The 23,688-nt window shown below is 66.4% G+C and carries 30 protein-coding genes; 24 read left to right on the forward strand and 6 right to left on the reverse strand.

Annotated elements, in window-relative coordinates; translation table 11 throughout:
- Positions 1-12 precede the first annotated feature (12 nt).
- The 14 genes from BG023_RS07165 (at position 13) to BG023_RS07225 (ending at position 8,955) form a co-directional block, all read left to right on the forward strand.
- A complete protein-coding gene (locus BG023_RS07165) occupies positions 13-939 on the forward strand; it encodes a heme o synthase (RefSeq protein ID WP_069309854.1) in 927 nt (308 codons plus the stop codon).
- Positions 936-1,067, forward strand: coding sequence for a hypothetical protein (locus BG023_RS15120; protein WP_257784894.1), 132 nt, complete (start codon positions 936-938; stop codon positions 1,065-1,067). Before BG023_RS07165 ends, BG023_RS15120 begins: the two co-directional genes overlap by 4 nt.
- Positions 1,067-1,666, forward strand: a complete 600-nt coding sequence (locus BG023_RS07170) for a cytochrome c oxidase assembly protein (protein ID WP_069309855.1) — start codon at positions 1,067-1,069, stop codon at positions 1,664-1,666. The genes BG023_RS15120 and BG023_RS07170 overlap by 1 nt, the downstream gene beginning before the upstream one ends.
- A gap of 35 nt (positions 1,667-1,701) precedes the next feature.
- The gene (locus BG023_RS07175; RefSeq protein WP_069309856.1) at positions 1,702-2,571 is read left to right on the forward strand and encodes a cytochrome c oxidase subunit 3; all 870 of its coding nucleotides are present in this window, start codon (positions 1,702-1,704) and stop codon (positions 2,569-2,571) included.
- Positions 2,571-2,945 carry a DUF983 domain-containing protein gene (locus BG023_RS15125; protein WP_069309857.1) on the forward strand — a complete coding sequence of 125 codons (375 nt, stop codon included), beginning with the start codon at positions 2,571-2,573 and terminating at the stop codon, positions 2,943-2,945. Before BG023_RS07175 ends, BG023_RS15125 begins: the two co-directional genes overlap by 1 nt.
- On the forward strand, positions 2,942-3,652 hold the full coding sequence (locus tag BG023_RS15060; protein ID WP_150122817.1) for an SURF1 family protein: 711 nt from the start codon (positions 2,942-2,944) through the stop codon (positions 3,650-3,652). Before BG023_RS15125 ends, BG023_RS15060 begins: the two co-directional genes overlap by 4 nt.
- 11 nt (positions 3,653-3,663) lie before the next feature.
- Positions 3,664-5,079 carry a threonine synthase gene (thrC, locus tag BG023_RS07190; RefSeq protein ID WP_069309858.1) on the forward strand — a complete coding sequence of 472 codons (1,416 nt, stop codon included), beginning with the start codon at positions 3,664-3,666 and terminating at the stop codon, positions 5,077-5,079.
- Entirely contained in the window at positions 5,079-5,969 is an 891-nt protein-coding gene (locus BG023_RS07195) for a class I SAM-dependent methyltransferase (protein ID WP_069309859.1), read from the forward strand. Before thrC ends, BG023_RS07195 begins: the two co-directional genes overlap by 1 nt.
- Before the next feature lie 9 nt (positions 5,970-5,978).
- Complete coding sequence (locus BG023_RS07200; protein WP_069309860.1) at positions 5,979-6,365, forward strand: dihydroneopterin aldolase; 387 nt, start codon at positions 5,979-5,981, stop codon at positions 6,363-6,365.
- 4 nt (positions 6,366-6,369) lie between these two features.
- A complete protein-coding gene (locus tag BG023_RS07205) occupies positions 6,370-6,687 on the forward strand; it encodes a Rossmann fold domain-containing protein (RefSeq protein ID WP_069309861.1) in 318 nt (105 codons plus the stop codon).
- Positions 6,680-7,747: a GTP 3',8-cyclase MoaA gene (gene moaA / locus BG023_RS07210; RefSeq protein WP_083234597.1), complete on the forward strand. Its 1,068-nt coding sequence runs from the start codon at positions 6,680-6,682 to the stop codon at positions 7,745-7,747. Before BG023_RS07205 ends, moaA begins: the two co-directional genes overlap by 8 nt.
- Before the next feature lie 5 nt (positions 7,748-7,752).
- Entirely contained in the window at positions 7,753-7,992 is a 240-nt protein-coding gene (locus tag BG023_RS07215; RefSeq protein ID WP_069309862.1) for a MoaD/ThiS family protein, read from the forward strand.
- Positions 7,993-8,002: 10 nt separating this feature from the next.
- Complete coding sequence (locus BG023_RS07220) at positions 8,003-8,449, forward strand: molybdenum cofactor biosynthesis protein MoaE (RefSeq protein WP_069311191.1); 447 nt, start codon at positions 8,003-8,005, stop codon at positions 8,447-8,449.
- Positions 8,450-8,517: 68 nt separating this feature from the next.
- The gene (locus tag BG023_RS07225) at positions 8,518-8,955 is read left to right on the forward strand and encodes a hypothetical protein (RefSeq protein WP_069309863.1); all 438 of its coding nucleotides are present in this window, start codon (positions 8,518-8,520) and stop codon (positions 8,953-8,955) included.
- Between the two features lie 49 nt (positions 8,956-9,004).
- On the opposite strand, the gene BG023_RS07230 is transcribed toward BG023_RS07225, so the two are convergent.
- Both BG023_RS07230 and BG023_RS07235 read right to left on the reverse strand, forming a co-directional pair.
- Positions 9,005-9,694, reverse strand: a complete 690-nt coding sequence (locus tag BG023_RS07230) for a Crp/Fnr family transcriptional regulator (protein ID WP_069309864.1) — start codon at positions 9,692-9,694, stop codon at positions 9,005-9,007.
- On the reverse strand, positions 9,691-10,191 hold the full coding sequence (locus BG023_RS07235; RefSeq protein WP_150122818.1) for a hypothetical protein: 501 nt from the start codon (positions 10,189-10,191) through the stop codon (positions 9,691-9,693). The genes BG023_RS07230 and BG023_RS07235 overlap by 4 nt, the downstream gene beginning before the upstream one ends.
- Before the next feature lie 233 nt (positions 10,192-10,424).
- On the opposite strand from BG023_RS07235, the gene rplU reads away from it, so the two are divergent.
- The 4 genes from rplU to BG023_RS07255 all read left to right on the forward strand — a co-directional run bounded on the left by rplU (position 10,425) and on the right by BG023_RS07255 (position 12,494).
- On the forward strand, positions 10,425-10,802 hold the full coding sequence (gene rplU, locus BG023_RS07240; protein ID WP_069309866.1) for a 50S ribosomal protein L21: 378 nt from the start codon (positions 10,425-10,427) through the stop codon (positions 10,800-10,802).
- 14 nt (positions 10,803-10,816) lie between these two features.
- Positions 10,817-11,086: a 50S ribosomal protein L27 gene (gene rpmA, locus BG023_RS07245; protein ID WP_066532346.1), complete on the forward strand. Its 270-nt coding sequence runs from the start codon at positions 10,817-10,819 to the stop codon at positions 11,084-11,086.
- A gap of 214 nt (positions 11,087-11,300) precedes the next feature.
- Positions 11,301-11,837: a GNAT family N-acetyltransferase gene (locus BG023_RS07250; RefSeq protein WP_069309867.1), complete on the forward strand. Its 537-nt coding sequence runs from the start codon at positions 11,301-11,303 to the stop codon at positions 11,835-11,837.
- A 60-nt stretch (positions 11,838-11,897) separates the two neighbouring features.
- Positions 11,898-12,494, forward strand: a complete 597-nt coding sequence (locus BG023_RS07255) for a TetR/AcrR family transcriptional regulator (protein WP_069309868.1) — start codon at positions 11,898-11,900, stop codon at positions 12,492-12,494.
- Here the strand turns inward: BG023_RS07255 and ygfZ are convergent.
- Complete coding sequence (gene ygfZ / locus BG023_RS07260; protein ID WP_069309869.1) at positions 12,491-13,225, reverse strand: CAF17-like 4Fe-4S cluster assembly/insertion protein YgfZ; 735 nt, start codon at positions 13,223-13,225, stop codon at positions 12,491-12,493. The two genes, BG023_RS07255 and ygfZ, sit on opposite strands and share 4 nt — an antisense overlap.
- Positions 13,226-13,263: 38 nt before the next feature.
- On the opposite strand from ygfZ, the gene pyrC reads away from it, so the two are divergent.
- A complete protein-coding gene (gene pyrC / locus BG023_RS07265; RefSeq protein WP_069309870.1) occupies positions 13,264-14,301 on the forward strand; it encodes a dihydroorotase in 1,038 nt (345 codons plus the stop codon).
- Here pyrC and rarD read toward each other — a convergent pair.
- On the reverse strand, positions 14,298-15,200 hold the full coding sequence (gene rarD / locus BG023_RS07270; protein WP_069309871.1) for an EamA family transporter RarD: 903 nt from the start codon (positions 15,198-15,200) through the stop codon (positions 14,298-14,300). The two genes, pyrC and rarD, sit on opposite strands and share 4 nt — an antisense overlap.
- Before the next feature lie 260 nt (positions 15,201-15,460).
- Between rarD and BG023_RS07275 the strand changes: the two genes are divergently transcribed.
- A complete protein-coding gene (locus BG023_RS07275) occupies positions 15,461-16,234 on the forward strand; it encodes a hypothetical protein (protein WP_069309872.1) in 774 nt (257 codons plus the stop codon).
- On the opposite strand, the gene astD is transcribed toward BG023_RS07275, so the two are convergent.
- A complete protein-coding gene (astD, locus tag BG023_RS07280; protein WP_069309873.1) occupies positions 16,212-17,624 on the reverse strand; it encodes a succinylglutamate-semialdehyde dehydrogenase in 1,413 nt (470 codons plus the stop codon). The genes BG023_RS07275 and astD overlap by 23 nt on opposite strands.
- A 95-nt stretch (positions 17,625-17,719) precedes the next feature.
- Positions 17,720-19,138: a protein adenylyltransferase SelO family protein gene (locus tag BG023_RS07285; protein WP_069309874.1), complete on the reverse strand. Its 1,419-nt coding sequence runs from the start codon at positions 19,136-19,138 to the stop codon at positions 17,720-17,722.
- 75 nt (positions 19,139-19,213) lie between these two features.
- On the opposite strand from BG023_RS07285, the gene BG023_RS07290 reads away from it, so the two are divergent.
- The 4 genes from BG023_RS07290 to BG023_RS07305 all read left to right on the forward strand — a co-directional run bounded on the left by BG023_RS07290 (position 19,214) and on the right by BG023_RS07305 (position 23,559).
- Positions 19,214-20,080, forward strand: a complete 867-nt coding sequence (locus tag BG023_RS07290) for an alpha/beta fold hydrolase (RefSeq protein WP_069309875.1) — start codon at positions 19,214-19,216, stop codon at positions 20,078-20,080.
- Entirely contained in the window at positions 20,077-21,216 is a 1,140-nt protein-coding gene (locus tag BG023_RS07295) for a glycosyltransferase (protein WP_069309876.1), read from the forward strand. Before BG023_RS07290 ends, BG023_RS07295 begins: the two co-directional genes overlap by 4 nt.
- A 165-nt stretch (positions 21,217-21,381) precedes the next feature.
- On the forward strand, positions 21,382-22,185 hold the full coding sequence (locus BG023_RS07300; RefSeq protein WP_069309877.1) for a tetratricopeptide repeat protein: 804 nt from the start codon (positions 21,382-21,384) through the stop codon (positions 22,183-22,185).
- A gap of 36 nt (positions 22,186-22,221) precedes the next feature.
- Positions 22,222-23,559, forward strand: a complete 1,338-nt coding sequence (locus BG023_RS07305; protein ID WP_069309878.1) for a PQQ-binding-like beta-propeller repeat protein — start codon at positions 22,222-22,224, stop codon at positions 23,557-23,559.
- Positions 23,560-23,688: the final 129 nt, after the last annotated feature.

Raw genomic sequence — 23,688 nt, forward strand, 5'->3', positions numbered from 1 at the left:
ACCGACACGGACATGGCCAGCACTGCCCCCCAGACTGCCGCGATGATGCCCACGGAGTGGCGTGATTTCTTCACGCTGACCAAGCCGCGGGTGATGACGCTGGTGATCTTCACCGCGATCTGCGGCGTGCTGGCGGCTCCCGGCAACATCCATCCGGTGCTGGGCTTCACCGCCATCCTCGCCATCGCCATGGGTGCGGGCGGTTCGGCGGTTCTCAACATGTGGTGGGAAGCCGATCTCGACGCCGGGATGAAGCGCACCATGAACCGTCCGCTTCCGGGCGGGCGCATGCGGCGCGAGGATGCGCGCGATTTCGGCATCTTCCTGTCGGGCGTGTCGATCGTGCTGATGGGCCTTGCCGTGGGCTGGCTGGCGGCCGCGCTGCTGCTGGGCGCGATCATCTATTACGCTGTCATCTACACCATGTGGCTGAAGCCGCGCACCCCGCAGAACATCGTGATCGGTGGCGGCGCGGGCGCGTTCCCGCCGCTGATCGGCTGGGTTGCGGTGACCGGCGACATCACGGCAATGCCGCTGCTGCTGTTCGCGATCATCTTCTTCTGGACCCCGCCGCACTTCTGGGCGCTCGCGCTGTTCGTGCAGTCGGATTACGCCAAGGTCGGCATCCCGATGCTGCCGGTGGTCGCGGGCGAGAAGGTTACCCGCCGCCAGATCATGATCTACACTCTGCTGCTCGCCCCGATCGCGATTGCCCCCTGGGCGATTGGCGGGACGAGCTGGATCTACGGCTCGGTCGCTGTGGTGCTCTCGGCCCTGTTCGTCGCGCTGGCGCTGCCGGTTGCGACCCGGATGCGCGCCGAGACCGACGCGATGCTGCCCGAAAAGCGGCTGTTCAAGTATTCGATCGTCTATCTCTTCGTGCTGTTCGCCGCGCTCGTGGCCGACCGCATCGCCGCCTATCAGGGGTGGATCGCATGACGCCCGAAGAAGAGGCCGAATTCCTCCGCCGCCGCAAGGCGCGCAACCTGGTGGTTGCGGGCACGCTGCTGTTCTTCGTGATCCTGTTCTACGCGATCACGATGGTCCGGATCGGGCAGGGCGGCTGATGGCGAGCCTCGCACCCGTGGCTGACGACACCGCCCGGCGCAATCTGCGCGTCGGGCTGATGGCGTTTGCGGGCGCGCTGGCGATGCTCGGCCTCGGCTATGCCTCGGTGCCGCTCTACCGTCTGTTCTGCCAGGTCACCGGCTTCGGCGGGACGACCATGATCGCAAGCGAGAGCAAGGCGGCAAGCGCGGCGGCAGCGGCAACGGGGCAAAAAATCTCGATCCGTTTCGACGCTTCGACCGCGAGCGATATGCCGTGGCGCTTCGAGCCTTCGCAGGCGACCGACACGGTCACCATCGGCGAGCGCGATATTGCGACCTATGTCGCCAGGAACGTCAGCACCCAGCCGATCACCGGCATGGCGACCTTCAATGTCGAGCCCGAGCAGGCCGGCAAGTACTTCAACAAGATCCAGTGCTTCTGCTTCACCGAGCAGACGCTCGCACCCGGGCAGGAAGTGACCATGCCGGTGCTCTATTTCGTCGATCCGGCGATGCTGGATGATCCGAACATGAAGGGCGTGGAGCAGATCACGCTCAGCTACACTTTTCACCGCACCAAGGAGCCGGTAAACCCGGCGGCCTCGGGCACCAACTGAACCTTTGACGCACAACCCAGGGACGGGAACGACCAATGGCTGGCAAGGCAAACCACGATTACCACATTCTTGAACCCGATATCTGGCCGCTGATCGGCTCGATTTCGGCGCTCACCTTCACCAGCGGCATGGTGCTTAGCTGGCACCCCGACCTGTTCGGTGCGGCCTCCAGCGTCGTGATGTGGGCAGGCCTTGCGGGCCTGATCGCGACCTTCTTCATGTGGTTCAAGAACATCGTGAACGAAGCCCAGCGCGGCGATCACACTCCGGTGGTGCAGCTGCACCTGCGCTACGGGATGATCCTTTTCATTGCCTCCGAAGTGATGTTCTTCGTCGGCTGGTTCTGGAGCTTCTTCGACTTCGCGCTGTTCCCGACCGCGCTGCAGTTCGATCACGAGACCGGTGCGACCACCAGCCTGTTCGGTCAGGATGGGGCGATCGCACAGTTCATCCCCGAAGGCATGGAAGTGCTCGATCCTTTCGCGCTGCCGCTGCTCAACACCCTGATCCTGCTGTGCTCGGGCACCACGGTGACCTGGGCGCACCACGCTCTGATCCATGGTGACCGCACCGGCCTCAAGCAGGGCCTGTGGGCGACCATCGCGCTCGGCGCGCTGTTCAGTGCGATCCAGGCTTACGAATATTCGGTCGCGCCGTTCGGCTTCGGCGGCAACACCTATTCGAGCGCCTTCTACATGGCGACCGGCTTCCACGGTTTCCACGTGCTGATCGGGACGATCTTCCTCTCGGTCTGCCTGTTCCGCGCCTACAAGGGCCACTTCACCCCGCGCCAGCACTTCGGCTTCGAAGCGGCCGCGTGGTACTGGCACTTCGTTGACGTGGTGTGGCTGTTCCTGTTCGTTGCCGTCTACGTGTGGGGCGGCTGGGGCGCCCAATACCACTGATGAACGCTGGGCCTTCCGGTCCGGATGAACAGAAGGGGCAGCCGGGATTGGTCTCGGCTGCCCTTTCCGGTTTGTGCCCCCGCTGCGGCGCGCCGACGCTGTTTCAGGGACCCGCACAGCTTGCCGACGAATGCTCGGCCTGCCGGCTCGACATCTTGGGCCTCGAACGGGGCGGCCGGTTCGTCGGCGTGGTGACGATGGTGCTGGCGCTGGTGCTGATCCTCGCCGCGCTGGGCGTTGACGAGTGGCTCCGCCCGCCGTTGTGGGCCAGCCTCGTGTTCTGGGCACCGCTGACAGTCGGCACCGTGATCGGGGGTCTCAGGCTCTACAAGACCATGTGGGTCTATCACCAATACGAGGAACGCGCCCAATGACCGCCCGCCGTGTGCCGATATTTTCGACGATCGTGGTGATCGCCGCCGCGCTGACGATGGTGGGGCTCGGCATCTGGCAGCTCCAGCGCAAAACCGAGAAAGAGGCGCTGATCGCGCGGTATGAGGCGGCGCAGGCGCAGGAAGGGTTTCAGTTCATCTCGCCTCCCTCGCCCGAAGCGGCTTTCACCAAAACGATCCAATACTGCGCCGATCCCACCGCTCAAACGACGGTGTCTGGCCGTAACGCAAAAGGCCAGAATGGCTGGGTGCATGTTGCGCGCTGCACGATCGGAGGAAAATGGCCAACGACCGAAGACGCCGCCAGAGAATTTGACGAGGTGTTCGCGAAGCACTCGGGTTCGGCACGCATGACTGATGAGGAAATCGCCAAGTTCGCCGAGGTTGCAAAGACTGCTCCTGACTTGCCGGACTATGTCCTTGCGCCCGCTGACGTCGTGCTTGGCTGGTCGCGCTCGCCCGATGCGGTGGAGTGGCAAGGCGGCTTCGTCGCGGGCACCGTCGTTCCGACTGGTGAGCTCGGATTCAAGATCGTCGCCGATCCGCCGCTCGCTGGCCTCGAAGCCAACGCCGCCCCCGATCCGGGCGATCTGCCTAACAACCACCTCGCCTATGCCGTGCAGTGGTTCTTCTTCGCCGCGACCGCTCTGGTCATCTACGTGCTGGCATTAAGGCGCCGTCGCGGCTAACCGGCGCTCCCATGCAATACGTCTCGACACGCGGGAGCGCGCCGGCGCTCGATTTCGAAGGGGTGACGCTGGCGGGCCTCGCCAGCGATGGCGGCCTCTATGTACCTGTCGAATGGCCGCGTTTCAGCGCAGCCGAGATCAGGGCGATGCGCGGCCTTGCCTATCCCGATCTCGCCGCACGGATCATGGCACCCTTCGTGGCGGGCAGCCTGACCGAGGACGAGCTGCTCGGCCTGTGCCACAAGGTCTATGGCGACTTCGGCCATGCCGCTGTCACCCCGCTGGTTCAGCTCGATCAGCAGCACTGGCTGCTCGAACTGTTCCACGGTCCGACGCTGGCCTTCAAGGATGTGGCGCTGCAACTGCTCGGGCGGTTGTTCGAGACCTTCCTCGAACGCCGGGGCGAGCGGCTGACCATCGTCGGCGCGACCAGCGGGGATACCGGCTCGGCCGCGATCCAGGCGGTGGCCGGGCTCGACCGCGTGGAAATCTTCATGCTCCATCCCAAGGGCCGGGTGAGCGATGTGCAGCGCCGCCAGATGACCACGGTGCTCGCGCCCAACGTCCACAACCTCGCGATCGAGGGCAGCTTCGATGACGCGCAGGCGCACGTGAAGCGGATGTTCACCGATCCGGACGTGACGCAGACCCTCAACCTCGGCGCGGTCAATTCGATCAATTGGGCGCGGCTGATGGCGCAGGTGGTCTATTACTTCGCCTCCGCGCTGCAACTGGGCGCGCCTGACCGCACGGTCGCCTATTCGGTGCCGACGGGCAATTTCGGTGACGTGTTCGCGGGCTATGTCGCGGCCAAGATGGGCCTGCCGATCGAGCGGCTGATCGTCGCCACCAACATCAACGACATTCTCCACCGCGCGCTTTCGAGCGGGGACTATTCGGCGGGCGGCGTAACCCCGACCATCACCCCCTCGATGGACATTCAGGTGTCCTCGAACTTTGAACGCCTGCTGTTCGATTGCGGCGGACGCGATGGCGCGGCTCTGGCCGAACAGATGCGCGCCTTCGAAGCCTCCAAGACGATGCAGCTCACCAATGCGCAAGGACAAGGTGCCGCAGCGCTGTTCACCAGCGCGCGGGCCGACCAAGCCGAAACCGCGCGGGCGCTGCAATGGGCCTATCGCCATGCGGGGCAGGTGATCGATCCGCACACCGGCGTTGGCCTGCACTGCGCGCAGGTGATCGCAGGCGCGGGCGGCGTGCCGGCAGGCGTGCCGCTGGTAACGCTTGCCACCGCACACCCCGCCAAGTTCCGCGATGCGGTTGAACGCGCCACCGGCGTCCGTCCGGCGCTGCCCGCGCGGGTCGGCGACCTGTTCGGGCGCGAGGAGAGCATGGTCGAGCTGGCGGGCGATTATGCCGCCACCCGCGATCACGTGCTGGGCCACGCGGCGGGCGCACAGCGCTGATGGCACACCTCATCCAGCAACCGCTGGTGATGGAATGCACCGGGTGGGACTCTTACCGCCTCCTCGACAGCGGGGCGGGGCGCAAGTGGGAGGCGTTCGGCCCCTACAGCTTCATCCGCCCCGAACCGCAGGCGATGTGGCAACCGCGTTTGCCGGAATGGCCGGCGGCGGGCGAGTTCATCCCCGGATCGGACGAGGACGGCGGCGGGCGCTGGCAGTTTACGCATTCACTGCCCGATGAAGGCTGGAAGCTGGCGTGGAACGAGGTGCACTTCACCGCCCGCCCGACTCCCTTCCGTCACCTGCAATTCTTCCCCGACATGGCCCCGGTGTGGGACTGGATGCGCGGCCAGATCGACGGGATGGACGCTGCCGAGACCATGAACCTGTTCGGCTATACCGGCCTCGGCACGCTGGCGCTGTCGCGCCACGGCAAGGTGACGCACGTCGATGCCTCGAAAAAGTCTGTGGCGCAGGCGCGCGAGAATGCTGCGCTGTCCGGCATGACAGACCGCCCGATCCGCTGGCTCACTGACGATGCAGCGAAGTTCACCGCGCGCGAGGTGCGGCGGGAACGGCGCTATGACGGGATTATCCTCGATCCGCCCAAGTTCGGGCGCGGGCCAGATGGCGAGGTGTGGCGGTTGGAGGAACACCTCCCCGGCCTTATCGCCGATTGCGCCAAGCTGCTGGATAGCGAGAGCCGCTTCCTCTTCCTCACCGTCTATGCCGTGCGGATGAGCAGCCTTGCGATTGCCGGGCTTCTGGAAGAGGCGCTGCGTGGTCTGCCCGGCCAGATCGAACACGGCGACCTTGCGGTGCGGGAGGAAGGAGAGGGCGGTAGGCTGCTGCCGACCGCAATCTTCGCGCGTTGGAGCAATCCCCGCTAAAGGCCCCCCATGAGTGATTCGCTTACCCTTGAAGTCAACGATCTCGTCGTCGACGTGCTGACCGGCATCTATTCGGAAGAAACCGGCAAGCCGCAGCCGCTGCGCATCTCGATTGCGGCGCGCTATGCGATCGCGGATCGCTATGATCCCGAAACGCCGCTCGATGCGTCCAAGAACTACATGGACCTGAAGTTCGCGGCCTCAGGCGGGCTGCCCAAGGGCGTGCATTTCACGCTGATCGAGGCGGTCGCCGATCACATCTGCCAGACGCTGTTCGTGCAGGACGCAAAGGTCGAGGCGGTGACGGTCAAGATCGTCAAGCTGGCGATTGCCGAAGCGGGCGAGCAGATCGGTATTACCCTCCACCGCGAACGCCCGGCAGGCCACGGCGCATAAGGCGATGATGCGGCAGATCGCCATCGCCGCGCTGCCCGAGGCCGCCATCGATGCGGCCGAAGCCTTCATGATGCACCACCTCGTCGCTGCGCGCGACGCCTTGACCGAGCCGGGGGTGAGCGCATTGGCAATCATCCTCCCGCCCGCCGCCCATGATCACCGCGACTGGCGCCTCGCGCTGGCCCGCGATCTGGCGCGCGCCGCCACGCCGCAGCGGGTCAATGTGGTTGCGGGCAATCCCGGCGAAGCGCTTGAGGCAACGTTACGCTTTTTGTCAGATGCGCCGGGCGTGACAGGGCATTATCTCGTGTGTCATGAATGATAATGTGCCGCCTGTTTCTCCCCGCAAGCCTGATCTGATCGTGCTGCGCGATGCCGCCGAGGCCGCGCCGCCGCTGATCGACCGCTTCCAGCGGCGCATCACCTATCTGCGCCTGTCGGTGACAGATCGCTGCGACCTGCGCTGTTCCTATTGCATGCCCGAGCGCATGACCTTCCTGCCCAAGAAGGAAGTCCTGAGCCTCGAGGAGCTCTATGATCTCGCCACCGGCTTCATCGCCCGCGGGGTGACCAAGATCCGCATCACCGGCGGCGAGCCGCTGGTGCGGCGCGACATCATCGATCTGTTCACCGCGCTCGGCCGCAGGCTCGGGCATGATCTGACCGAGCTGACGCTGACCACAAACGGCACCCAGCTTGCGAACCATGCCGAGGCGCTGGCCAAGGCCGGGGTGAAGCGGGTGAATGTCTCGCTCGATACGCTCGACCGCGAAACCTTCGCCGCGCTGACCCGGCGCGACAGCTTGCCGCAGGTGCTCGAAGGGATTGCTGCGGCCAAGGCGGCGGGGCTCAAGGTCAAATTGAACGCGGTGGCGCTCAAAGGCACCAACGAGCACGAGCTGCCCGATCTGATCGCCTGGGCGCATCAGCAGGACCATGACGTGACCCTGATCGAGGTCATGCCGCTGGGCGATGTCGAGGAAGAACGGCTCGACCAGTATCTCCCGCTCGATACCGTGCGCGCGCGGCTTGAGGAGCGCTGGACTTTGAAGCCGCTTGCCTATTCGACCGGCGGGCCGGCACGTTATGATGAGATCGCCGAAACCGGCGGCAGGCTCGGCTTCATCACGCCGCACACGGGCAATTTCTGTTCGGGCTGCAACCGCCTGCGGGTGACCGCCACCGGCCAGCTCTATCCCTGCCTCGGCGGGGGCGAGCGGGTCGATTTGCGCGCCGCGCTGCGGTCTGACGCGCCGGAGGCTAACCTCGCCGCCGCGCTCGATGAAGCGCTCAGGATCAAGCCCGAGATGCACCACTTCCGCATGGACACGCGCGGGGCCGATCCGGCGCTGGCGCGGCATATGTCGATGACGGGGGGCTAGGACGCGTGGTCACCATCGTGCTGCTTGGCAAGCTTGCCGATCTGGCGGGCGCGCCGACGCTCCAGCTTGCTGCGCCGCTTGACTGGGCGGGCCTCAAGGCAGGCCTTCCCGAAGCCCTGGCGGCGGTGCTGGATGATCCGAGGAACCGTGCGGCGCTGAACGGCGCGCTGGTGGCCGACAAGAGCGCATTGCAGGCCAGCGCGGGCGACGAGATCGCCCTGCTGCCCCCCGTTTCGGGTGGCTGACTCTATGCCGATGCGCGATATCCGCCTGCTCGATCAGATGTTCATTCCCGGCACGCTGATCGGGCCGTTCACCAATGCCAATCCCGGCCTTGGGGGGGTGTGCACCTTCGTTGGCGAGGTTCGCTACGATGAAGGCGTAGAGGCGCTGGAACTGACGCATTACGAACCGCTGACCCTGCCGGGGATGCACGAACTGGCCGACCGTGCGTTCGAGCGATTCGATCTGATGGGGCTGTTGATGGTCCACCGGGTCGGGATGATGCGCCCGGGGGAGCCAATCGTCTGTGTCTCGGCCGCAGCACTCCACCGCCGCGACGCGATCGACGCGGTCGATTTCTGCATGGATCACCTGAAAAGCGCCGCTTGGTTCTGGAAGCGCGAGAAGCGGGCGGACGGCTGGCACTGGATCGAGCCGCGCGAACAGGATCATAGCGATCTGGCGCGCTGGCAGCGGTGATTTGATCCGCGTCAAAGCAGGCCCGCCGCCGGCCCGCTAATCATCCTCCAACACAAGGAGGATCACTCATGAGCCACATGCTTCACGATCATCTCGCCCGCGGCGAGGCCCGCCTGGTGGGCCAGCCGGGCGAAGTCGCGGCGCGCCATCAGGTCGAGAAGGACCGCAATTTCGGCCTGCCGACCGCGCTCTATGCCGCGACCATTGCCTGCTATCTCGGCTTTCTGGTGATCGTCGGCAGCGCCTTTGCCAATCCGGTGCTGGCAATCCCGATGGCGATCATCGTGCTGCTGATTGCTGCGGGCTTCGGCGTTCCGGCGATCTGGACGCGGCTGGCGGGCAATGCGTCCGAACCGCAGACGCTCGGCGAATTCGAAACGCGCGGCGTGATGACCCACACCGGCCGTCTCGCTCCCAAGGATGCGACCATTCAGGTGCTGATCCTGCCGGTGCTGCTGGTGGTCTGGGGTCTGTCGATCGCGGTGATCGCCGCAATCGTCGCCTGACCGGCGCTCTACAAGTTTGCTCCCCGACTGCGGGGCGGTGGGCCTTGGCTTACCGCCCCGATATTTCGTGGAGCAGCGCCGCATCGCACAGCACGATACCGCGTTTGCCTTCGCGCCGGATCGCACCCATGTCCTCCAATTCGCCGAGCTTGCGGCTGACGGTTTCGATCGTCAGGCCGAGCATGCTGGCAATCTCGCCGCGGGTCAGCGGTAATTCGAAGGCGGGGGCAAGATGGCACGAGCTGTCGCTCGCGGCGGCGGCGAAATCGTGGAGCAGGGCGGCAAGGCGCGCCTCCGCGCTGGCATGGCCGGTCAATTCGAGCAGCGTGCGGGTGGCGAGTAGATCCGCCTGGCTGCGGCGCAGCAACGCACGGGCAAGCGCGGGATAATCTTCGATGGCGCGCTCGATATCGCGGCGCGCGAAGGTGCACAGCCGGCTTTCGGTCAGCGCCACGACATCGTGATGCGCGAAAGGCGCGAACAGCTCGCCGATGAAACCCGCCGGGTGCACCAGTGCGAGGATCTGTTCGTTGCCGTCCTGATCGACCGCCGAAACCTTGAGCGCGCCGGTCAGCAGGGTGGCACAGGCGGCTTCCTCGTCGCCGCTTGCGAACAGCATCTCGCCGCGCTTGAGCACACGCGTGCGCCCGGCGGCAGCCATGGCTTCGCGTTCTTCAGGGGTCAGCACCGCACAGGCGGCGGTGTCCTTGACGGGGCAGGTGCTGCACGCGAGGTTCACGTTCCCATCACCTCCCAGAGCTTTGCCATCGCCGCGTCTTCGGCGGCGACCATGGCGGTGACCTGCGCGCGGGCGGCATCAATCCCCTGCGTCGGCGCAAAGGTCGTGGCGCTGCGGGCGGCCAGATCGTCGAGTTCGGCGAGAACGGTTGCGGTCGTCCCGCGGGCGGAGGCGAGTTCAGCCATCGCAACCAGCGCGGCGGCGCGGGCGTTGCTCTCGATCGACTGTCCGGTGGCAGCGCGCGCGAGTCGCAGGGCGGTGGCTTCCTTGCCGGAGAAGGCGGCATGGGCGCTGCTCGCACGCGAAAGGATCGCGGTAAGGCCCGCATCGTCGATCAGCGGGCGAATCGGTTCGGCAGGCTTTGCAGCGGGCGGCGCGGGCGGCGCAGTCTCGAACGGGCGGAGCGCAAGCGAGGGATAGCGGTCGCCATTGGCCGAACAGGCCGAAAGGCCCGCCATCAGCCCGACAATCGCAAAATGTTTCAGACGCGCGTTCATAAAGATCCCGTATTGCGTTACCATGCCACCTGCCATTGGCAAAGGCGACTGTCAGAATCCGGCATCCTACTTTTTGGCATCGGACGGCCCGCTCGGGCGTTGACTTGGCAGCGCCTTTCCCCTAACGGCACGCATCTTTCCGGGGCTGCACCTTCGCAAGCCTCGCATTGCCGTTCGGTTGGCAAGGCATTGCCTGACCATCCGGACCAGCACAGACTTGAGAGTATAAAGCCATGTTCGCTGTAGTGCGCACTGGCGGCAAGCAATATCGGGTTGCCGCCGGAGACAAGATTGCCGTTGAAAAGCTCGCGGGCGAAGCCGGCGACACCATCACGCTGGGCGATGTCCTGCTGGCCGGTGAAGGCGAGACCCTTGCCGATGCCAAGTCGGTGACCGTTTCGGCGGAAATCATCGCGCAGGCCAAGAGCGAGAAGGTGATCGTTTTCAAGAAGCGTCGCCGCCACAACTATCGTCGCAAGAACGGCCACCGCCAGCAGATGACCCTGCTGCGCATCACCGCCGTTGGCGCGGGCGAAGCGAAGCCGGCCAAGAAGGCCGCTGCCAAGAAGACCAAGACCGAAGCCGCTGAAGCGGCTGCCTCGGCCGAATAAGGAGCGACTGAACCATGGCACATAAGAAAGCAGGCGGTTCGTCGCGTAACGGTCGTGATTCGGCCGGTCGTCGCCTTGGCGTGAAGAAGTTCGGCGGTCAGGAAGTGATCGGCGGCAACATTATTATCCGTCAGCGCGGCACCCGCGTGTACCCGGGCGTGAACGTGGGCATGGGCAAGGACCATACCCTCTATGCGCTCGATGCCGGCGTGGTGCGATTCCACTCGGGCAAGCTCGGCCGCAAATACGTCAGCGTAGACGCGATGGCCGAAGCCGCAGAGTAAGCGGACGATTCGATAAAGGGATCGTCCGGTAAGGACGGTCCCGGTCGGTGAAAGACCGACCACTTGAGGGAGACAGGACCGTCCTCACCAGAGGGGGTCCGTCTCCCTTTTTGCATTCTCCCTCGAAAAACCGCGGAATTCCAAAGGTTCGCGGCAATGAAAGTGTCACGCGCTGTCGCTAGTGGCAGCGCGGGGCGAGGTAGGGAGAACGCTTGTGTTCCATCGCAGCGAAAGACTGTTCCTGAGACCCGCTTTCCCCGAGGATTGCGGCGCGATTCTCGCAGGGATCGGCGACGAGGGCATCGTGCGCAATCTTGCGCGCGCGCCGTGGCCCTATCGTATCGATGATGCGCGCGCCTTTGCCGCGCTCCCGCAGGATACGCGCCTGCCGCACTTCCTCGTCACGATCCCCGGCAAGGGCGTGATCGGCAGCGCCGGAATGGGCGAGCATGACGGCCAGCCCGAGCTCGGCTACTGGATCGCGCGCGAGCATTGGGGGCGCGGCTACGCCACCGAAGCGGCGGGCGCGGTGCTCAAGATCGCGCGCACGCTCGGCCACCGCCGCGTGGTTGCGGGCCACTTCATCGACAATCCGGCATCGGGCAAGGTCCTGAGGAAGCTCGGCTTTGCGCCCACCGGACAGATCGCCAAGCGCCACAGCCTGGCGCGCGGAGGCATGGTCGATTCGGTCGAATATGCGCTCGATCTGGAGGCTGACATGGACCCGGCCACCTTCGCCCGCGCCGCCTGAGCGGGGCGGGCGGGGGTGCGGCTTGTTCGCACCTGCAAAAGCGACTAGGGGCAAGGCCGTATGGTTCAGCGCAAGAGGTTAACGCCCGAGGAATCGCGCAGCTCGGCGCTGGAGGCAGCGCGCGCGCTGCTGATCGAGACGGGGCCGCAGTCGGTAACCCTGAAGGCGGTCGCCGGGCGGATCGGGCGTACCCATGCCAATCTGCTGCACCACTTCGGATCGGCCTCGGGGCTCCAAAAGGCCCTCGCCGAACATCTTGCGCGCACCGTGTGCGAGACCATCATCGAAGCCGTTCGCGCCAGCCGCGCAGGCCTTGGCAGCCCGCGCGAGGTGGTCGATCTCGCTTTCGATGCCTTCGACCGCGAGGGTGCGGGCGCCCTCACCAGCTGGATGCTGCTGACCGGCAACGAGGATGCGCTCGATCCGATCATCTCGACCATTCACGAGCTTGTCGATGAACTCGCGCCGGGCGAAGCCGATCACGCCAGCGGCGACCAGCGGATCCACCGCGACACGCTGACCCTGGTGCTGATGGCGCTGGGCGATGCGCTGATCGGCGGGGCGCTGGCGAAGTCGCTTGGCTTGCCGCGTGATGCGGCGCGCGAACGCGCCTCGGACATGCTCGAAGCGAGCCTCGCCGAACAGCTACAGGCCTAGTTTTCGGCCGGAAGCACGCCTGCGCGCTGCCATTCGGGCAGGCTGGCAGGATCGAGGCTCTCCACCCGCAGGTGATCGATGGCAAGGCCAAGCTCGGGATAGGCCGTCAAGCGCCGCGCTTCGTCCGATGCTGCCAGCGGCACCACCACCAGCCGGCGATTGACCTTCTGCCGCCAGTTCATCCGCGCGGTGTTCTCCTGCCCGACATAGCAGCCCTTGGTGAAGCTCACGCCGTTGAGCTCGACCGCATTGGTCTCGAGCCACAGGATATCGCCCAGCTCGGCCCGCCCCTCGGGCACGCCGAGCGACAGGCGGTGCGCCGTCCACGTGGAATCGGCGCTTTCGCCTTGCGGTGCGCCGAGCCAGCGGTGGCCGAGCGCGGCGAGGCGCGGATCGGGGAGGGCGCTGCCATGCGGGACAAGGCTCCAGTGGACGCCCAGCGCCTCGTCACGCGCAATCGCGATTCTGCGGCGCAGGCGATACATCGACAGGCGCTTCACCAACTCGTCGGCATGGGCGGCCTCGCAATCGAGCAGCAGATCGGCTCCATCGCCCCAGACCAGAAAATCGAACATGTGCTTGCCCTGCGCGCTCAGCAGCGCGGCATAGCAGGGCAGCGGGCCCTTCACGTCATTGGTGACGAGGCCTTGCAGGAAGGCAGCAACATCCTCGCTCTCGTCGAGCGGGGAGAGGCGGATCAGCGCGCGGGATGTGAGAAGGCTTGCACTCATGCGTGACAGATAGGGCGGCACGTGGCTAAGGGGAAGGCATGACCGACCGCCTCACGATCCGCCGCCCCGACGACTGGCACCTCCATTTCCGCGATGGCGCGGTGATGCAAGATGTTGTGCCCTATACGGCCCGGCAATTCGCGCGGGCGATTGTAATGCCCAATCTCACCCCGCCGGTGACCACGACCGAACTGGGCGCGGCCTATCGCGACCGTATCCGCGCCGCCGTGCCGGAAGGCGAGCGGTTCGAGCCGCTGATGACCTGCTATCTCACCGACAACACCGACGCAGATGATCTGGCGCGCGGCGCGGGCGAAGGGGTGTTCACCGCCGCCAAGATGTATCCCGCCAACGCCACCACCAATTCGGCGGCGGGGGTGACCAATGTCGAGAAGCTCTATCCGGTGCTTGCGCGGATGGAGGCAGAAGACATCGTGCTGTGCATCCACGGCGAGGTGACCGATCATTCGGTCGACGTGTTCGACCGCGAAAAAGAATTCATCGAGAGGCACTTGCGCGGCATTGTTGCCGCCTTCCCGAAGCTGCGGATCGTGTTCGAACACATCACCACCGCCGACGCGGTGGACTTCGTGATGGCGGCGGGCGCGAATGTCGCGGCGACGATCACCCCGCAGCATCTCCACATCAACCGCAACGCCATGCTGGTGGGCGGGATCCAGCCGCACAATTACTGCCTGCCGGTCGCCAAGCGCGAGACGCACCGCCTAGCCCTGCGCGCGGCGGCGACGAGCGGGAGCGCCAAGTTCTTCCTCGGCACCGATTCCGCGCCGCATCTCAGGAAGGACAAGGAAAGCGCCTGCGGCTGTGCGGGGATCTTCGGCGCGCCCTATGCGCTCGAAAGCTATATCACCGTGTTCGACGAGGAAGGCGCGCTCGACAAGTTCGAAGGCTTCGCCTCGCTCCACGGCCCGGCGTTCTACAAGTTGCCGGTCAATGAAGACAGGGTGACGCTGGAGCGTGCCGAAGTGGCTGTGCCGCCCGTTCTGCACGTGACCGGCGAGGAAATCGTCCCCTGGCACGCCGGGCAGACGCTGGGGTGGAAGTTCCTCGGCTAAGCGCCGCGCCGCTTGGCCCAGAGGTCGAAGACGAAAATCGCCACTGCTACCCAGATCAGCACGAAGCTCGCCAGCTTGGCGGGCGCGAGCGGCTGGTGGAACACGAACAGGCCGAGGAAAAACACGATCGTGGGCGAAAGATACTGGATGAAGCCCAGCGTCGAATAATCCATCCGCCGCGCGGCGATAGCGAACAGCAGCAGCGGCACTGCGGTGACGACGCCCGAGAAGATGATCAGCCCGCTCATCCACGCATCCTGCCCGAAGGCTGAACCTGCCGGGCTCAGCGCATACCAGCCCGCGATGCTCGCGGCGATCGGCAGCAGGATCGCGCTCTCGATTGTCAGGCCGGGCAGTGATCCGACGGAAACTTGTTTGCGAACAAGGCCATAGAGGCTGAAGCTGAAACCGAGTGTCAGGCTGATCCACAGGCTGGTGGGCGCGCCGGATGCCAGCAGCACCACCGCGGCTGCGGCGATGGCGACGGCCAGCCACTGGCGGCGCGACAGGCGTTCGCCCAGCAGCAGCGTGCCCAGCAGCACGTTGATCAGCGGGTTAAGGTAATAGCCGATGCTGGTCGCATAGACCTCACCCTCCATGATCGCCCAGATATAGACGAACCAGTTGATCCCGATCAGCACCGAGCTCGCCAGCAGCGCCAGCAGGCTGCGCGGCGACGTGAGCGCGGCGAGCAGCTCGGGAAACTGGCGGCGCACGGCAACGATCACAAGGCACAGCGGCAGCGTCCAGATGATCCGCCAGCCGACGAATTCGAAGGCCGGCACGCTCTTCACGAGGATGAGGTAGAGCGGCAGGAAGCCCCAGATCACATAGGCCCCGATCGCCGGCAGCAGGCCGGACGCGGCGGGGGGCGTCGAGTTGGGGGAAGATGCGCTCATGGTCGGCTGCCCGTAGGGCGCGCCGCCGTGCCGCGCAAGCCGAGCGGCAAATGAACCACGGCTGTCAGCCATGCGGGCGATTCGTTCAGATTGGACGCTCTATAGGTGAACGACAACGACTTGCGGCCATTCCCACCAAATGGTCGCGGGCGCGGGGCTGCCGCCCTGCGAAACGGCGCCTCCGGATTCCCCTGGGATTCCGGAGGCGTTTTACCATGCCCGATAAGCCGAAATTAACTCTCCTAGGGCAGCCTTGGCCTATGTGCCGGCGTCGTTCCTCTTGGCTGAACCTGATCCCGGCAGCGCTGCTGCTGCCGCTGGCGGCTGCCTGCGCCGAGCCCAAAGCCCAGCCCGATGTCCAGGCCGCCGTGTTTGCGGTCGATCCGGTGATCGCCCGCGCGCTCCACGATCCGCTGATGAGCGACCCCGATCTTGCCAGCCGCAACGAAGCCAATGCCGCCATCGGCTTTATCGATTCAGCGGCGCTTCCGGTGTTCCCCGCCGATGATAGCGCCGCTGCCGATGCCCGCGCGGCGGCGCGGCTCGAGCTGCTCGAACAGGGCACCATTCCCGATCTGCCGCAGCCCAGCCCGGTGCCGGGCGGGGAACGGCTGGGCCCCGAAGCGAGCCCGGCGGCGCTGATGGCGGCGCTCGGCGCACCGGAGGATTGCGCGGCGGGGCTGGACGAGAACTTCGCGCTCGCCGCGACGCTCCCGCAGGTCGCCGCGATCATGCCGCGCGGCATGGTCGTGCAGGCGGGCGGGGCCGACACCGCCGGGTGCCGCATCCGCATCATCCGATACCAGACCCCGGCGCTGCCCGAGGATGTGCTGCAATACCACTATGCCCGCGCGGTTCGCGGCGGGCTGTCGGCTGCGCGCTTCGATCAGCCCGAGGACAGCCTCATTGCACGCAACAGCGCCGGCGAAACGCTGGTGGTCCACGCCCGCACGCTGGCCAACGGGATGAGCGGGGTCGACCTGCTCTACCGCGCTCCGGCAGACCGGCTGGTCAGGGTCGCAAGCCGACGTTGATCGAAGCGCGCGGCTGATCCATCTCGGTACTGGCGACCGGATAGGCGCAGTAATCGGCGGCGTAATAGGCCGCTGGGCGGTGATTGCCCGAAAGCCCGATCCCGCCGAACGGCGCCTTGGACGAGGCCCCGTTGGTCGGCCCGTTCCAGTTGATGATCCCGGCGCGGATATTGGCCCAGAACCGCCCGTAATCATCCGGACTGCCGCCGATCAGCGAGGCCGAAAGGCCGAAGCGGGTATTGTTCGCCTCGGTAATGCCCGCATCGAGATCGGGCACGCGGATCACTTGCAGGATCGGGCCGAACAGTTCGATGTCGGGCCGGTCGGGCACGTCGGTCACATCGATGATGCCGGGGGTGAGGAACGGCAGATCGGGCACGGTGCGGCGCATGTGCAGCAGCGGACGGCCCCCCGCTGTCATCAGCGCGACGAAGCTTTCGGCGAGCAGATCGGCGGTATCATTGTCGATCACCGGGCCCATGAAGGGCTGCGGCTCGCCCAGCGGATCGCCGACCATCAGCTTGCGGGTCAGCGGCAGCAGCGCGGCCATCAGATCATCATAGACGCTGTCCTTGACGATCAACCGGCGCGCGGCGGTGCAGCGCTGTCCGGCGCTGGTGAAGGCGCTCTGCACGATCAGTGCGGCAGCATCGGCCAGCTTGGGCGTGTCGATCACCACGATCGGATTGTTGCCGCCCATTTCCAGCGCGACAATCTTGCCCGGATTGGCGGCGAGCTTGCGGTTGATCGCGATCCCGGCGTTGGCCGATCCGGTGAACAGCACCCCGTCGATACCCGGATGGGCGACCAGCGCCTTGCCTTCTTCCGGCCCGCCGACCACCAGCTGGATCACATCTTCGGGCACGCCGGCGGTGTGGAAACAGGCGACCAGCGCCTCGCCCACCGCTGGGGTCTTTTCCGAAGGCTTGAACACCACCGCATTGCCCGCGATTAGCGCGGGCACGATGTGGCCGTTGGGCAGGTGCGCGGGGAAATTATAGGGGCCGAGCACCGCCATCACCCCGTGCGGCTTGTGGCGCACAGCGGCGCTGGCATTGAGCCCGGCGTCGAACTTCTTCTTGCCGGTGCGTTCGGCATAGGCCTGCACCGAGATATCGACCTTGTTGACCACCGCGTCCACTTCGGTGCGCGCTTCCCACAGGGGCTTGCCCGCTTCGCGCGCGATCATTTCGGCAAGCGTATCGCCCTGACGGCGGACTTCGTTGGCGAACAGGCGCAGCGCCTCGATCCGCTCGGTCAGCGGACGCGCAGCCCAGCCCGGCCAGGCACGGCGCGCGGTGCTGACGGCCGCGTCGATATCGCTGATTTCGCCGCGCCACAGCTCTTCGCCGCTCGCCGGTTCATAAGAAACGAGGATGTTGTCGCTCACGCCGCCGAGTCCCGCCTGCCCCAATCGTTGCCGATCCCGCGCGGCGGGTTATCGCGGATGCATCTGAAAAGATAGGGGTCAGACGGATAAGGACGTTAACCGAGGTCGACGTGCCCGGCAGCATCTCCTGCGGGGCGGGGCGGCGTGCCGTGGGCGGCGCCCATGCGGCGCAGCGCGGCAACCTTGGCGTGGAGCGGCGCCCAGTCGTCACCCTCGTCGATGGCCGCCCAAATCGCCTCGACCTCTTCGATCAGCATCGACTGCGGGGCAGGGTCGGCCCAGTAGTCATGCGTATCCTCGACCGGCTCGTAATCGTGCAGCGCTTCAGCAAGGCCGCGCCCGCCGCGATGGGCGAAGAAGAAGGCATCGGGTTGCACCGCGCCGGCGCGCATCTGCGCCTCACATCCGGCGACGAGCTGGGTGTCTTCCTCGATCCCCCGCGATTTCACGCCCAGCCGCCAGCACCAGCGCCGCGCCACTGCCTCCATGTAGAGCGGCCCGAAGCGTTCGAGCGCGGCGACCAGCGGCGCGGTGTCCGCCAGCAGGCGCAGCGCGACGGCCAGTTGGCCGCAGTTCCAGTGCAGCGCTTCGGGCTGGCGGCCAAAGGCGTAGAGCCCGCCGTGGTCGAAATAGGCTGCGGTAAAGCCCGGCTCCCACGCGGGCAGCCAGCGCCACGGGCCATAGTCGAAGCTTTCGCCGGTGATGTTCATGTTATCGGTGTTGAGCACGCCGTGGACGAAGCCTGCGACCATGTAGCTCGCGGCGAGATCGGCCATGCGTTCGACCACATTATGCATCAGCCGGATCGCCGGTTCCTCGCGCGCAGGGGCATCTGCGGGCGGGGGCGGGCCGGGGAACTGGGCGAGGCAATAGCTGATGAGCTGCGCCATCGCGTCGGCATCCTCGATCGCCAGCAGCCGCTGGAAGGTGCCGATGCGGATGTGCGAATGCGACAGGCGCACCATCACGGCCGAGCGGGTGGGCGAAGGCTCGTCATTGCGCCACAGCGGCTCGCCCGTCTCGATCACGCTGAAGGTTTTCGAGGTGTTGACGCCGAGCGCCTCGAGCATTTCGGTGGCAAGAATTTCGCGCACCGCACCCTTCAGGGTCAGGCGGCCATCGCCGCTGCGGCTGTGCGGGGTCTGGCCCGAACCCTTGGTGCCAAGGTCCATCAACCGGCCATCGGCCCCGCGCATCTGGGCGAACAGGAACCCGCGCCCGTCGCCGATCTCGGGATTGTACACGCGGAACTGGTGGCCGTGGTAACGCAGCGCGAGGGGCTGGGGGAGGTTGCCCGGCAACGGGGTGAAGCGGCCGAAGTGGGCGGTCCATTGCTCGTCCGTCAGACCCGCCAGCCCGACGCTCGCGGCGGCGCGGTCATTGCGGAAGCGCAGGCGGGTTTCGGGGAAGTCTGCGGCGGCAACGGGATCGCCCAGCCAGTCCGCCAGCGACAGGATCGCCGGATCGGCGCGATAGGCGGGCGGGAAATCCGGGTGTTGCACAGCATCGCTCATCCCGCGATAGTGGAGGCAAGCAGGGCCGGGTGCAAGGCGCTCCGGTCACAGGATCACAGGGAAGCATCAGGGCTCATGGCCGCCACTTACGAAGACCGGTACTGGACCAGCGATGACGGGCTGACCCTGCATTACCGCAACTATCCCGGGCCCGAGGGCAGCACCAAGCTGCCAGTGCTGTGCATGCACGGCCTGACCCGCAACGCGCGCGATTTCGCATCGCTGGCCGAGGATCTCGCCGCCACCCGCCGGGTGATCGTGACCGAGATGCGCGGGCGCGGGATGAGCGACTACGCGAAGGATTCGGACACCTATTCGCCGGTGACCTATGTCGCCGATGTCGAAAAGCTGCTCGCCGAACAGGGGATCGACCGCTTTATCGCGATCGGCACCTCGATGGGCGGGCTGATGACGATGCTGATGGCACCGGCCAGGCCCGGGCGGATCGCGGCGGTGGTGATGAATGATATCGGCCCCGAGCTCAATCCGGCGGGGATCGGGCGGATTTCGGGCTATGTCGGGCAGGGACGGAGCTATCCCACCTGGGTCCACGCCGCGCGCGGGCTGGCCGAGGCGCACGGCGCGGCCTTCCCCGATTTCGATCTCGACCAGTGGCTCGAAATGGCCAAGCGCACTATGGTGGTCACCCAGAACGGGCGCATCAGCTTCGACTATGACATGGCGATTGCCGAGCCCTTCGCACGGCCCGGCAATGCCGCGCCGCCGAACCTGTGGCCGGCCTTTGACGCGCTCAAGGGCGTGCCGATGCTGCTGGTGCGCGGGGCGCTGTCCGATCTCTTGAGCGAGGAGACAGTCAAGCAGATGGGCACGCGCAATCCGGCCATGCGGGCGATCACCGTGCCGCGCGTTGGCCATGCCCCGACGCTTGACGAGCCCGAAGTGCGCAGCGCCATCCACGCGCTGCTGGACGGAGTGGAATGAGCGGAACGCCCGCCGCTCCCTTGCGCGTCCTCCATTGTCATTCGACCTTCGATGCCGGGGGCAAGGAGGTGCGCGCGGTCCGGCTGATGAACGCCTGGGGCGGGCGGGCGCAGCACACCATCGTCTCGGCCATGCCGCAGGCGTTGGGAGCGCGGGCGCTGATCGACCCCAATGTGGGCGCGCACTTCCCTGCCGATTTCCCCTCGCTCACCGGCTGGCCGACGCCCCGCAGGCTGGCGGGAATCGCGCGGGCTATGCGCGGGTTTGACCTCGTGTGCACCTACAACTGGGGCGCGATGGATGCGGTGATGGCCCACCGCCTGTTCGCCGCGAGCTTCGCCCTGCCGCCGCTGGTGCATCACGAAGACGGCTTCAACGCCGACGAGGCCGACCGCCTCAAGCCCACCCGCAACCTCTACCGCCGTGCAGCGCTGGCCGGAGCGGCGCGGGTGATGGTGCCTTCGACCGGACTGGAGCGCACCGCGCGCGAGGTCTGGCACGTGCCGCCGTCGAAACTCGAACGGATCGCCAACGGGATCGATACCGCCGCCTTCGCCCGCAAGCCCGATCCCTCGGCCCTTCCGATCAGGAAGGGGGAGGGTGAATTCTGGGTCGGCACGCTGGCGGGCCTGCGCGCGGTCAAGAACCTGTGCGATCTGGTCGCGGCGTTCGAGAGCCTGCCGCCCGAATGGCACCTCGTCATCTGCGGCGAAGGGCCGGAGCGCGAGGCGATCCTGACCGAGGCCGAAGCACTCGGCATCGCCGCTCGCGTCCATCTGCCTGGCAATGTTGATCCGGCGGGTGTCGTCGGCCTGTTCGATATGTTTGCGCTGTCGAGCCAATCGGAACAGTTCCCGCTGTCCGTGGTCGAGGCGATGGCGGCGGGGCTTCCCGTGGCCGCGCCCGATGTCGGCGATATCCGCGCGATGCTGGCCGAGCCCAACCGCGCGCTCATAACTCCGCGCGGCGATGTTGCGGCGCTGGGCGAAATCCTCGCCCGCCTTGCCGCCGATCCCGCCTTGCGGGCATCGCTCGGCACCGCCAACCGCGAACGGGCGCGCGCGGAATATGATTTCGCCGCGATGCAGGCGCGCTACCATGCCGTCTATGCGGCTGCGGCAGGGCGCGACTTCTGAGCAACGGCGCTTCATCTGCGGTTCAATCGCACCGCGCCAGATCGGCACGGCATCGGGCACAGGAGCGCGCCCGCCATTGCACCGGCGGCGGCACCTGCCTAAAGAGCCGCGTTAACCGGCTTGCGCCACGCGCAGCCTTTATTTGAACGAGGACCACTGGCCCCCATGGCGCGCATTCCCACCCCTCCCGCCGGCACTCCGGCCCCATCGCACGAGGACGAGGTTCTGATCCGTGAGATCGACGAGGCGGTGCGCGAGGATGCGCTGTTCGGCTTCCTCAAGAACCACGGGGTCAAGCTGTTTGGCGGCATCATGCTGCTGGTCGCCGGCTTGGGCGGCTATCTGGTGTGGGATCACTACCGCGAAGCCGATCTGGAAAAGCAGGGCGAAACCCTGATTTCGGCGCTCGATGCGGCCGACCAGCGGGATTTCAAGACCGCGAGCGAGAAGGTTGCGCCGCTGCTGGCCGATGGTTCGTCCGCCGGTGCGCGGGCTGCTGCGCGCTTTGTGCAGGCTGCGGCTGCGCTGGAAGAGGGCGATACGGCCAAGGGCATCGCGCTCTACAAGGCGATTGCCGCCGATGCCGATACGCCGCCCGCGCTGCGCGATCTGGCCCGCGTGCGCGCTGTGAGCGCCGGGTATGACACGATGAAGCCCGCCGCCGTGATCGCCGAGCTTGGCCCGCTCGCCAAGCCGGGCAATCCCTATTTCGGCAGCGCTGCGGAAATGGTGGCAATGGCGCACCTCGAAAACGGCAACCGCGCCGAAGCCGGGCGCCTGTTCGCCGCAATCGCGAAGGACGAGAATCTGCCCGAAACGCTGCGTTCGCGCAGCCGCCAGATGGCGGGTCTGATGGGCGTTGATGCGGTGGTCGATGTCGAGAAACTGCTGAAGGACGAAGGGGTGGAAACCGCTTCGGGCAATGACGGGGCGGCCGGAGCCGCTGCGGCGGCTGGCGCTGCCGAGTAAGGCGACGGATCGGGATATACGGACGGGATGAGACAGATGAAACTTGCGCGCGCTGCCCTGTTGGCGGGCATCATGGCGGCGGGCCTGACGGGCTGCAAAGGCGGCCTGTTCGGCGGCGGGGACGATAAGACCACGCCGACCATCGGCAATCGCCTGCCGATCCTCTCGCGCATCGAAAGCGGGGCCGAGGTCGATCCGGCGCTGGCTGCAATCACCGTGGTGTTGCCGCCCGCGCGCACCAACACCGAATGGGCACAGCCCGGCGGTTCGGCCAGCAAGTCCTACGGCCACCTGTCGCTGGCGGAAAACCCGGCCAAGGTGTGGACCGCGCAGGTCGCCGGGTCGAGCAACCGGATGCGGCTTGCCGCCTCGCCTGTGGTGGGCAGCGACAAGCTGTTCGCCGAGGGCACCGACGGGGTGATTGTCGCTTTCGACAAGAACACGGGCGAGCGGCTGTGGTCGCGTGACGATGAGGAAATGACCAAGGATCAGACCCCGTCCGCGTTCGGCGGCGGTGTCAGCTATGAAGCGGGCAAGCTCTACGCCACCAACGGCGTGGGCGAGGTCAAGGCGCTCAACGCCGATACGGGCGAAGTGCTGTGGAAGGTCAAGCCGGCCGGCCCGCTGCGCGGTTCGCCGACCATCGCCTTCGGCCAGATCTTCGTAATGACGCAGGACAACCAGCTGATTTCGCTCAACATGAACGATGGATCGCTGGTGTGGGACGAATCCGGGTCGACGACCCAGTCGGGCGTGTTCGGCGTGGCTGCGCCCGCTGCGGGTCAGGGCACGATCGTTGCGGGCTATTCCAGTGGCGAGCTGTCGGCCTATCGCTATGAAAACGGCCGCACGCTTTGGTCGGACGCGCTGGCGCGCACCAACATTTCGACCACGGTCGGCACGATCACCGATATCGATGCCGATCCGATCATCGATTCCGGCCGCGTCTATGCGCTCGGGCAGGGCGGGCGCATGGCCGCCTATGAACTGATCACCGGCCAGCGTATCTGGGAATTGAATCTCGCGGGCATCTCCACGCCGGCGATTGCGGGCGAATGGATTTTCACCCTGACCGATGACGCGCGCCTGCTGGCGATTGCCCGGTCGAGCGGTCGGGTGCGCTGGATCACCCAGCTGCAGCGCTACAAGGACGAAGAAGACAAGAAGGGCCCGATCTTTTGGACCGGCCCGGTGCTCGCCGGCGGCCAGCTGTGGGTGGCAAGCTCGCGCGGCGAGGTGTGGCGGGTGAGCGCGGGCGAAGGCTCGGCGCAGATGTTCGCCGATATCGGCCAGCCGGTCAGCCTCGCGCCGGTGGTGGCTGACGGGATGCTCTACCTGTTGGATGACAGCGGCACGATCCACGCCTGGAAGTGATCGCCTACAGGGGTCTGTAGGACGCGTGCCTGCAGACCCCCGCAAACCCCGGTTAGACCCGGGTTAGACCCCTGCTAGACCCCCCTTAGGCTGGCCTTGCCGCGTTTTGCCGCGACGGGGCCCAAGCTG

It is taken from the genome of Porphyrobacter sp. LM 6 (assembly GCF_001720465.1).
Taxonomy (GTDB): domain Bacteria; phylum Pseudomonadota; class Alphaproteobacteria; order Sphingomonadales; family Sphingomonadaceae; genus Erythrobacter.

Excerpts from the sequence above, each read along its gene's own strand:
- BG023_RS07165 (WP_069309854.1), top strand. The coding sequence starts at position 13 with ATGGCCAGCACTGCCCCCCAGACTGCCGCGATGATGCCCACGGAGTGG.
- BG023_RS15120 (WP_257784894.1), top strand. The coding sequence starts at position 936 with ATGACGCCCGAAGAAGAGGCCGAATTCCTCCGCCGCCGCAAGGCGCGC.
- BG023_RS07170 (WP_069309855.1), top strand. The coding sequence starts at position 1,067 with ATGGCGAGCCTCGCACCCGTGGCTGACGACACCGCCCGGCGCAATCTG.
- BG023_RS07175 (WP_069309856.1), top strand. The coding sequence starts at position 1,702 with ATGGCTGGCAAGGCAAACCACGATTACCACATTCTTGAACCCGATATC.
- BG023_RS15125 (WP_069309857.1), top strand. The coding sequence starts at position 2,571 with ATGAACGCTGGGCCTTCCGGTCCGGATGAACAGAAGGGGCAGCCGGGA.
- BG023_RS15060 (WP_150122817.1), top strand. The coding sequence starts at position 2,942 with ATGACCGCCCGCCGTGTGCCGATATTTTCGACGATCGTGGTGATCGCC.
- thrC (WP_069309858.1), top strand. The coding sequence starts at position 3,664 with ATGCAATACGTCTCGACACGCGGGAGCGCGCCGGCGCTCGATTTCGAA.
- BG023_RS07195 (WP_069309859.1), top strand. The coding sequence starts at position 5,079 with ATGGCACACCTCATCCAGCAACCGCTGGTGATGGAATGCACCGGGTGG.
- BG023_RS07200 (WP_069309860.1), top strand. The coding sequence starts at position 5,979 with ATGAGTGATTCGCTTACCCTTGAAGTCAACGATCTCGTCGTCGACGTG.
- BG023_RS07205 (WP_069309861.1), top strand. The coding sequence starts at position 6,370 with ATGATGCGGCAGATCGCCATCGCCGCGCTGCCCGAGGCCGCCATCGAT.
- moaA (WP_083234597.1), top strand. The coding sequence starts at position 6,680 with ATGAATGATAATGTGCCGCCTGTTTCTCCCCGCAAGCCTGATCTGATC.
- BG023_RS07220 (WP_069311191.1), top strand. The coding sequence starts at position 8,003 with ATGCGCGATATCCGCCTGCTCGATCAGATGTTCATTCCCGGCACGCTG.
- BG023_RS07225 (WP_069309863.1), top strand. The coding sequence starts at position 8,518 with ATGAGCCACATGCTTCACGATCATCTCGCCCGCGGCGAGGCCCGCCTG.
- BG023_RS07235 (WP_150122818.1), bottom strand. The coding sequence starts at position 10,191 with ATGAACGCGCGTCTGAAACATTTTGCGATTGTCGGGCTGATGGCGGGC.
- rplU (WP_069309866.1), top strand. The coding sequence starts at position 10,425 with ATGTTCGCTGTAGTGCGCACTGGCGGCAAGCAATATCGGGTTGCCGCC.
- rpmA (WP_066532346.1), top strand. The coding sequence starts at position 10,817 with ATGGCACATAAGAAAGCAGGCGGTTCGTCGCGTAACGGTCGTGATTCG.
- BG023_RS07255 (WP_069309868.1), top strand. The coding sequence starts at position 11,898 with ATGGTTCAGCGCAAGAGGTTAACGCCCGAGGAATCGCGCAGCTCGGCG.
- ygfZ (WP_069309869.1), bottom strand. The coding sequence starts at position 13,225 with ATGAGTGCAAGCCTTCTCACATCCCGCGCGCTGATCCGCCTCTCCCCG.
- pyrC (WP_069309870.1), top strand. The coding sequence starts at position 13,264 with ATGACCGACCGCCTCACGATCCGCCGCCCCGACGACTGGCACCTCCAT.
- rarD (WP_069309871.1), bottom strand. The coding sequence starts at position 15,200 with ATGAGCGCATCTTCCCCCAACTCGACGCCCCCCGCCGCGTCCGGCCTG.
- BG023_RS07275 (WP_069309872.1), top strand. The coding sequence starts at position 15,461 with ATGTGCCGGCGTCGTTCCTCTTGGCTGAACCTGATCCCGGCAGCGCTG.
- BG023_RS07285 (WP_069309874.1), bottom strand. The coding sequence starts at position 19,138 with ATGAGCGATGCTGTGCAACACCCGGATTTCCCGCCCGCCTATCGCGCC.
- BG023_RS07290 (WP_069309875.1), top strand. The coding sequence starts at position 19,214 with ATGGCCGCCACTTACGAAGACCGGTACTGGACCAGCGATGACGGGCTG.
- BG023_RS07295 (WP_069309876.1), top strand. The coding sequence starts at position 20,077 with ATGAGCGGAACGCCCGCCGCTCCCTTGCGCGTCCTCCATTGTCATTCG.
- BG023_RS07300 (WP_069309877.1), top strand. The coding sequence starts at position 21,382 with ATGGCGCGCATTCCCACCCCTCCCGCCGGCACTCCGGCCCCATCGCAC.
- BG023_RS07305 (WP_069309878.1), top strand. The coding sequence starts at position 22,222 with ATGAAACTTGCGCGCGCTGCCCTGTTGGCGGGCATCATGGCGGCGGGC.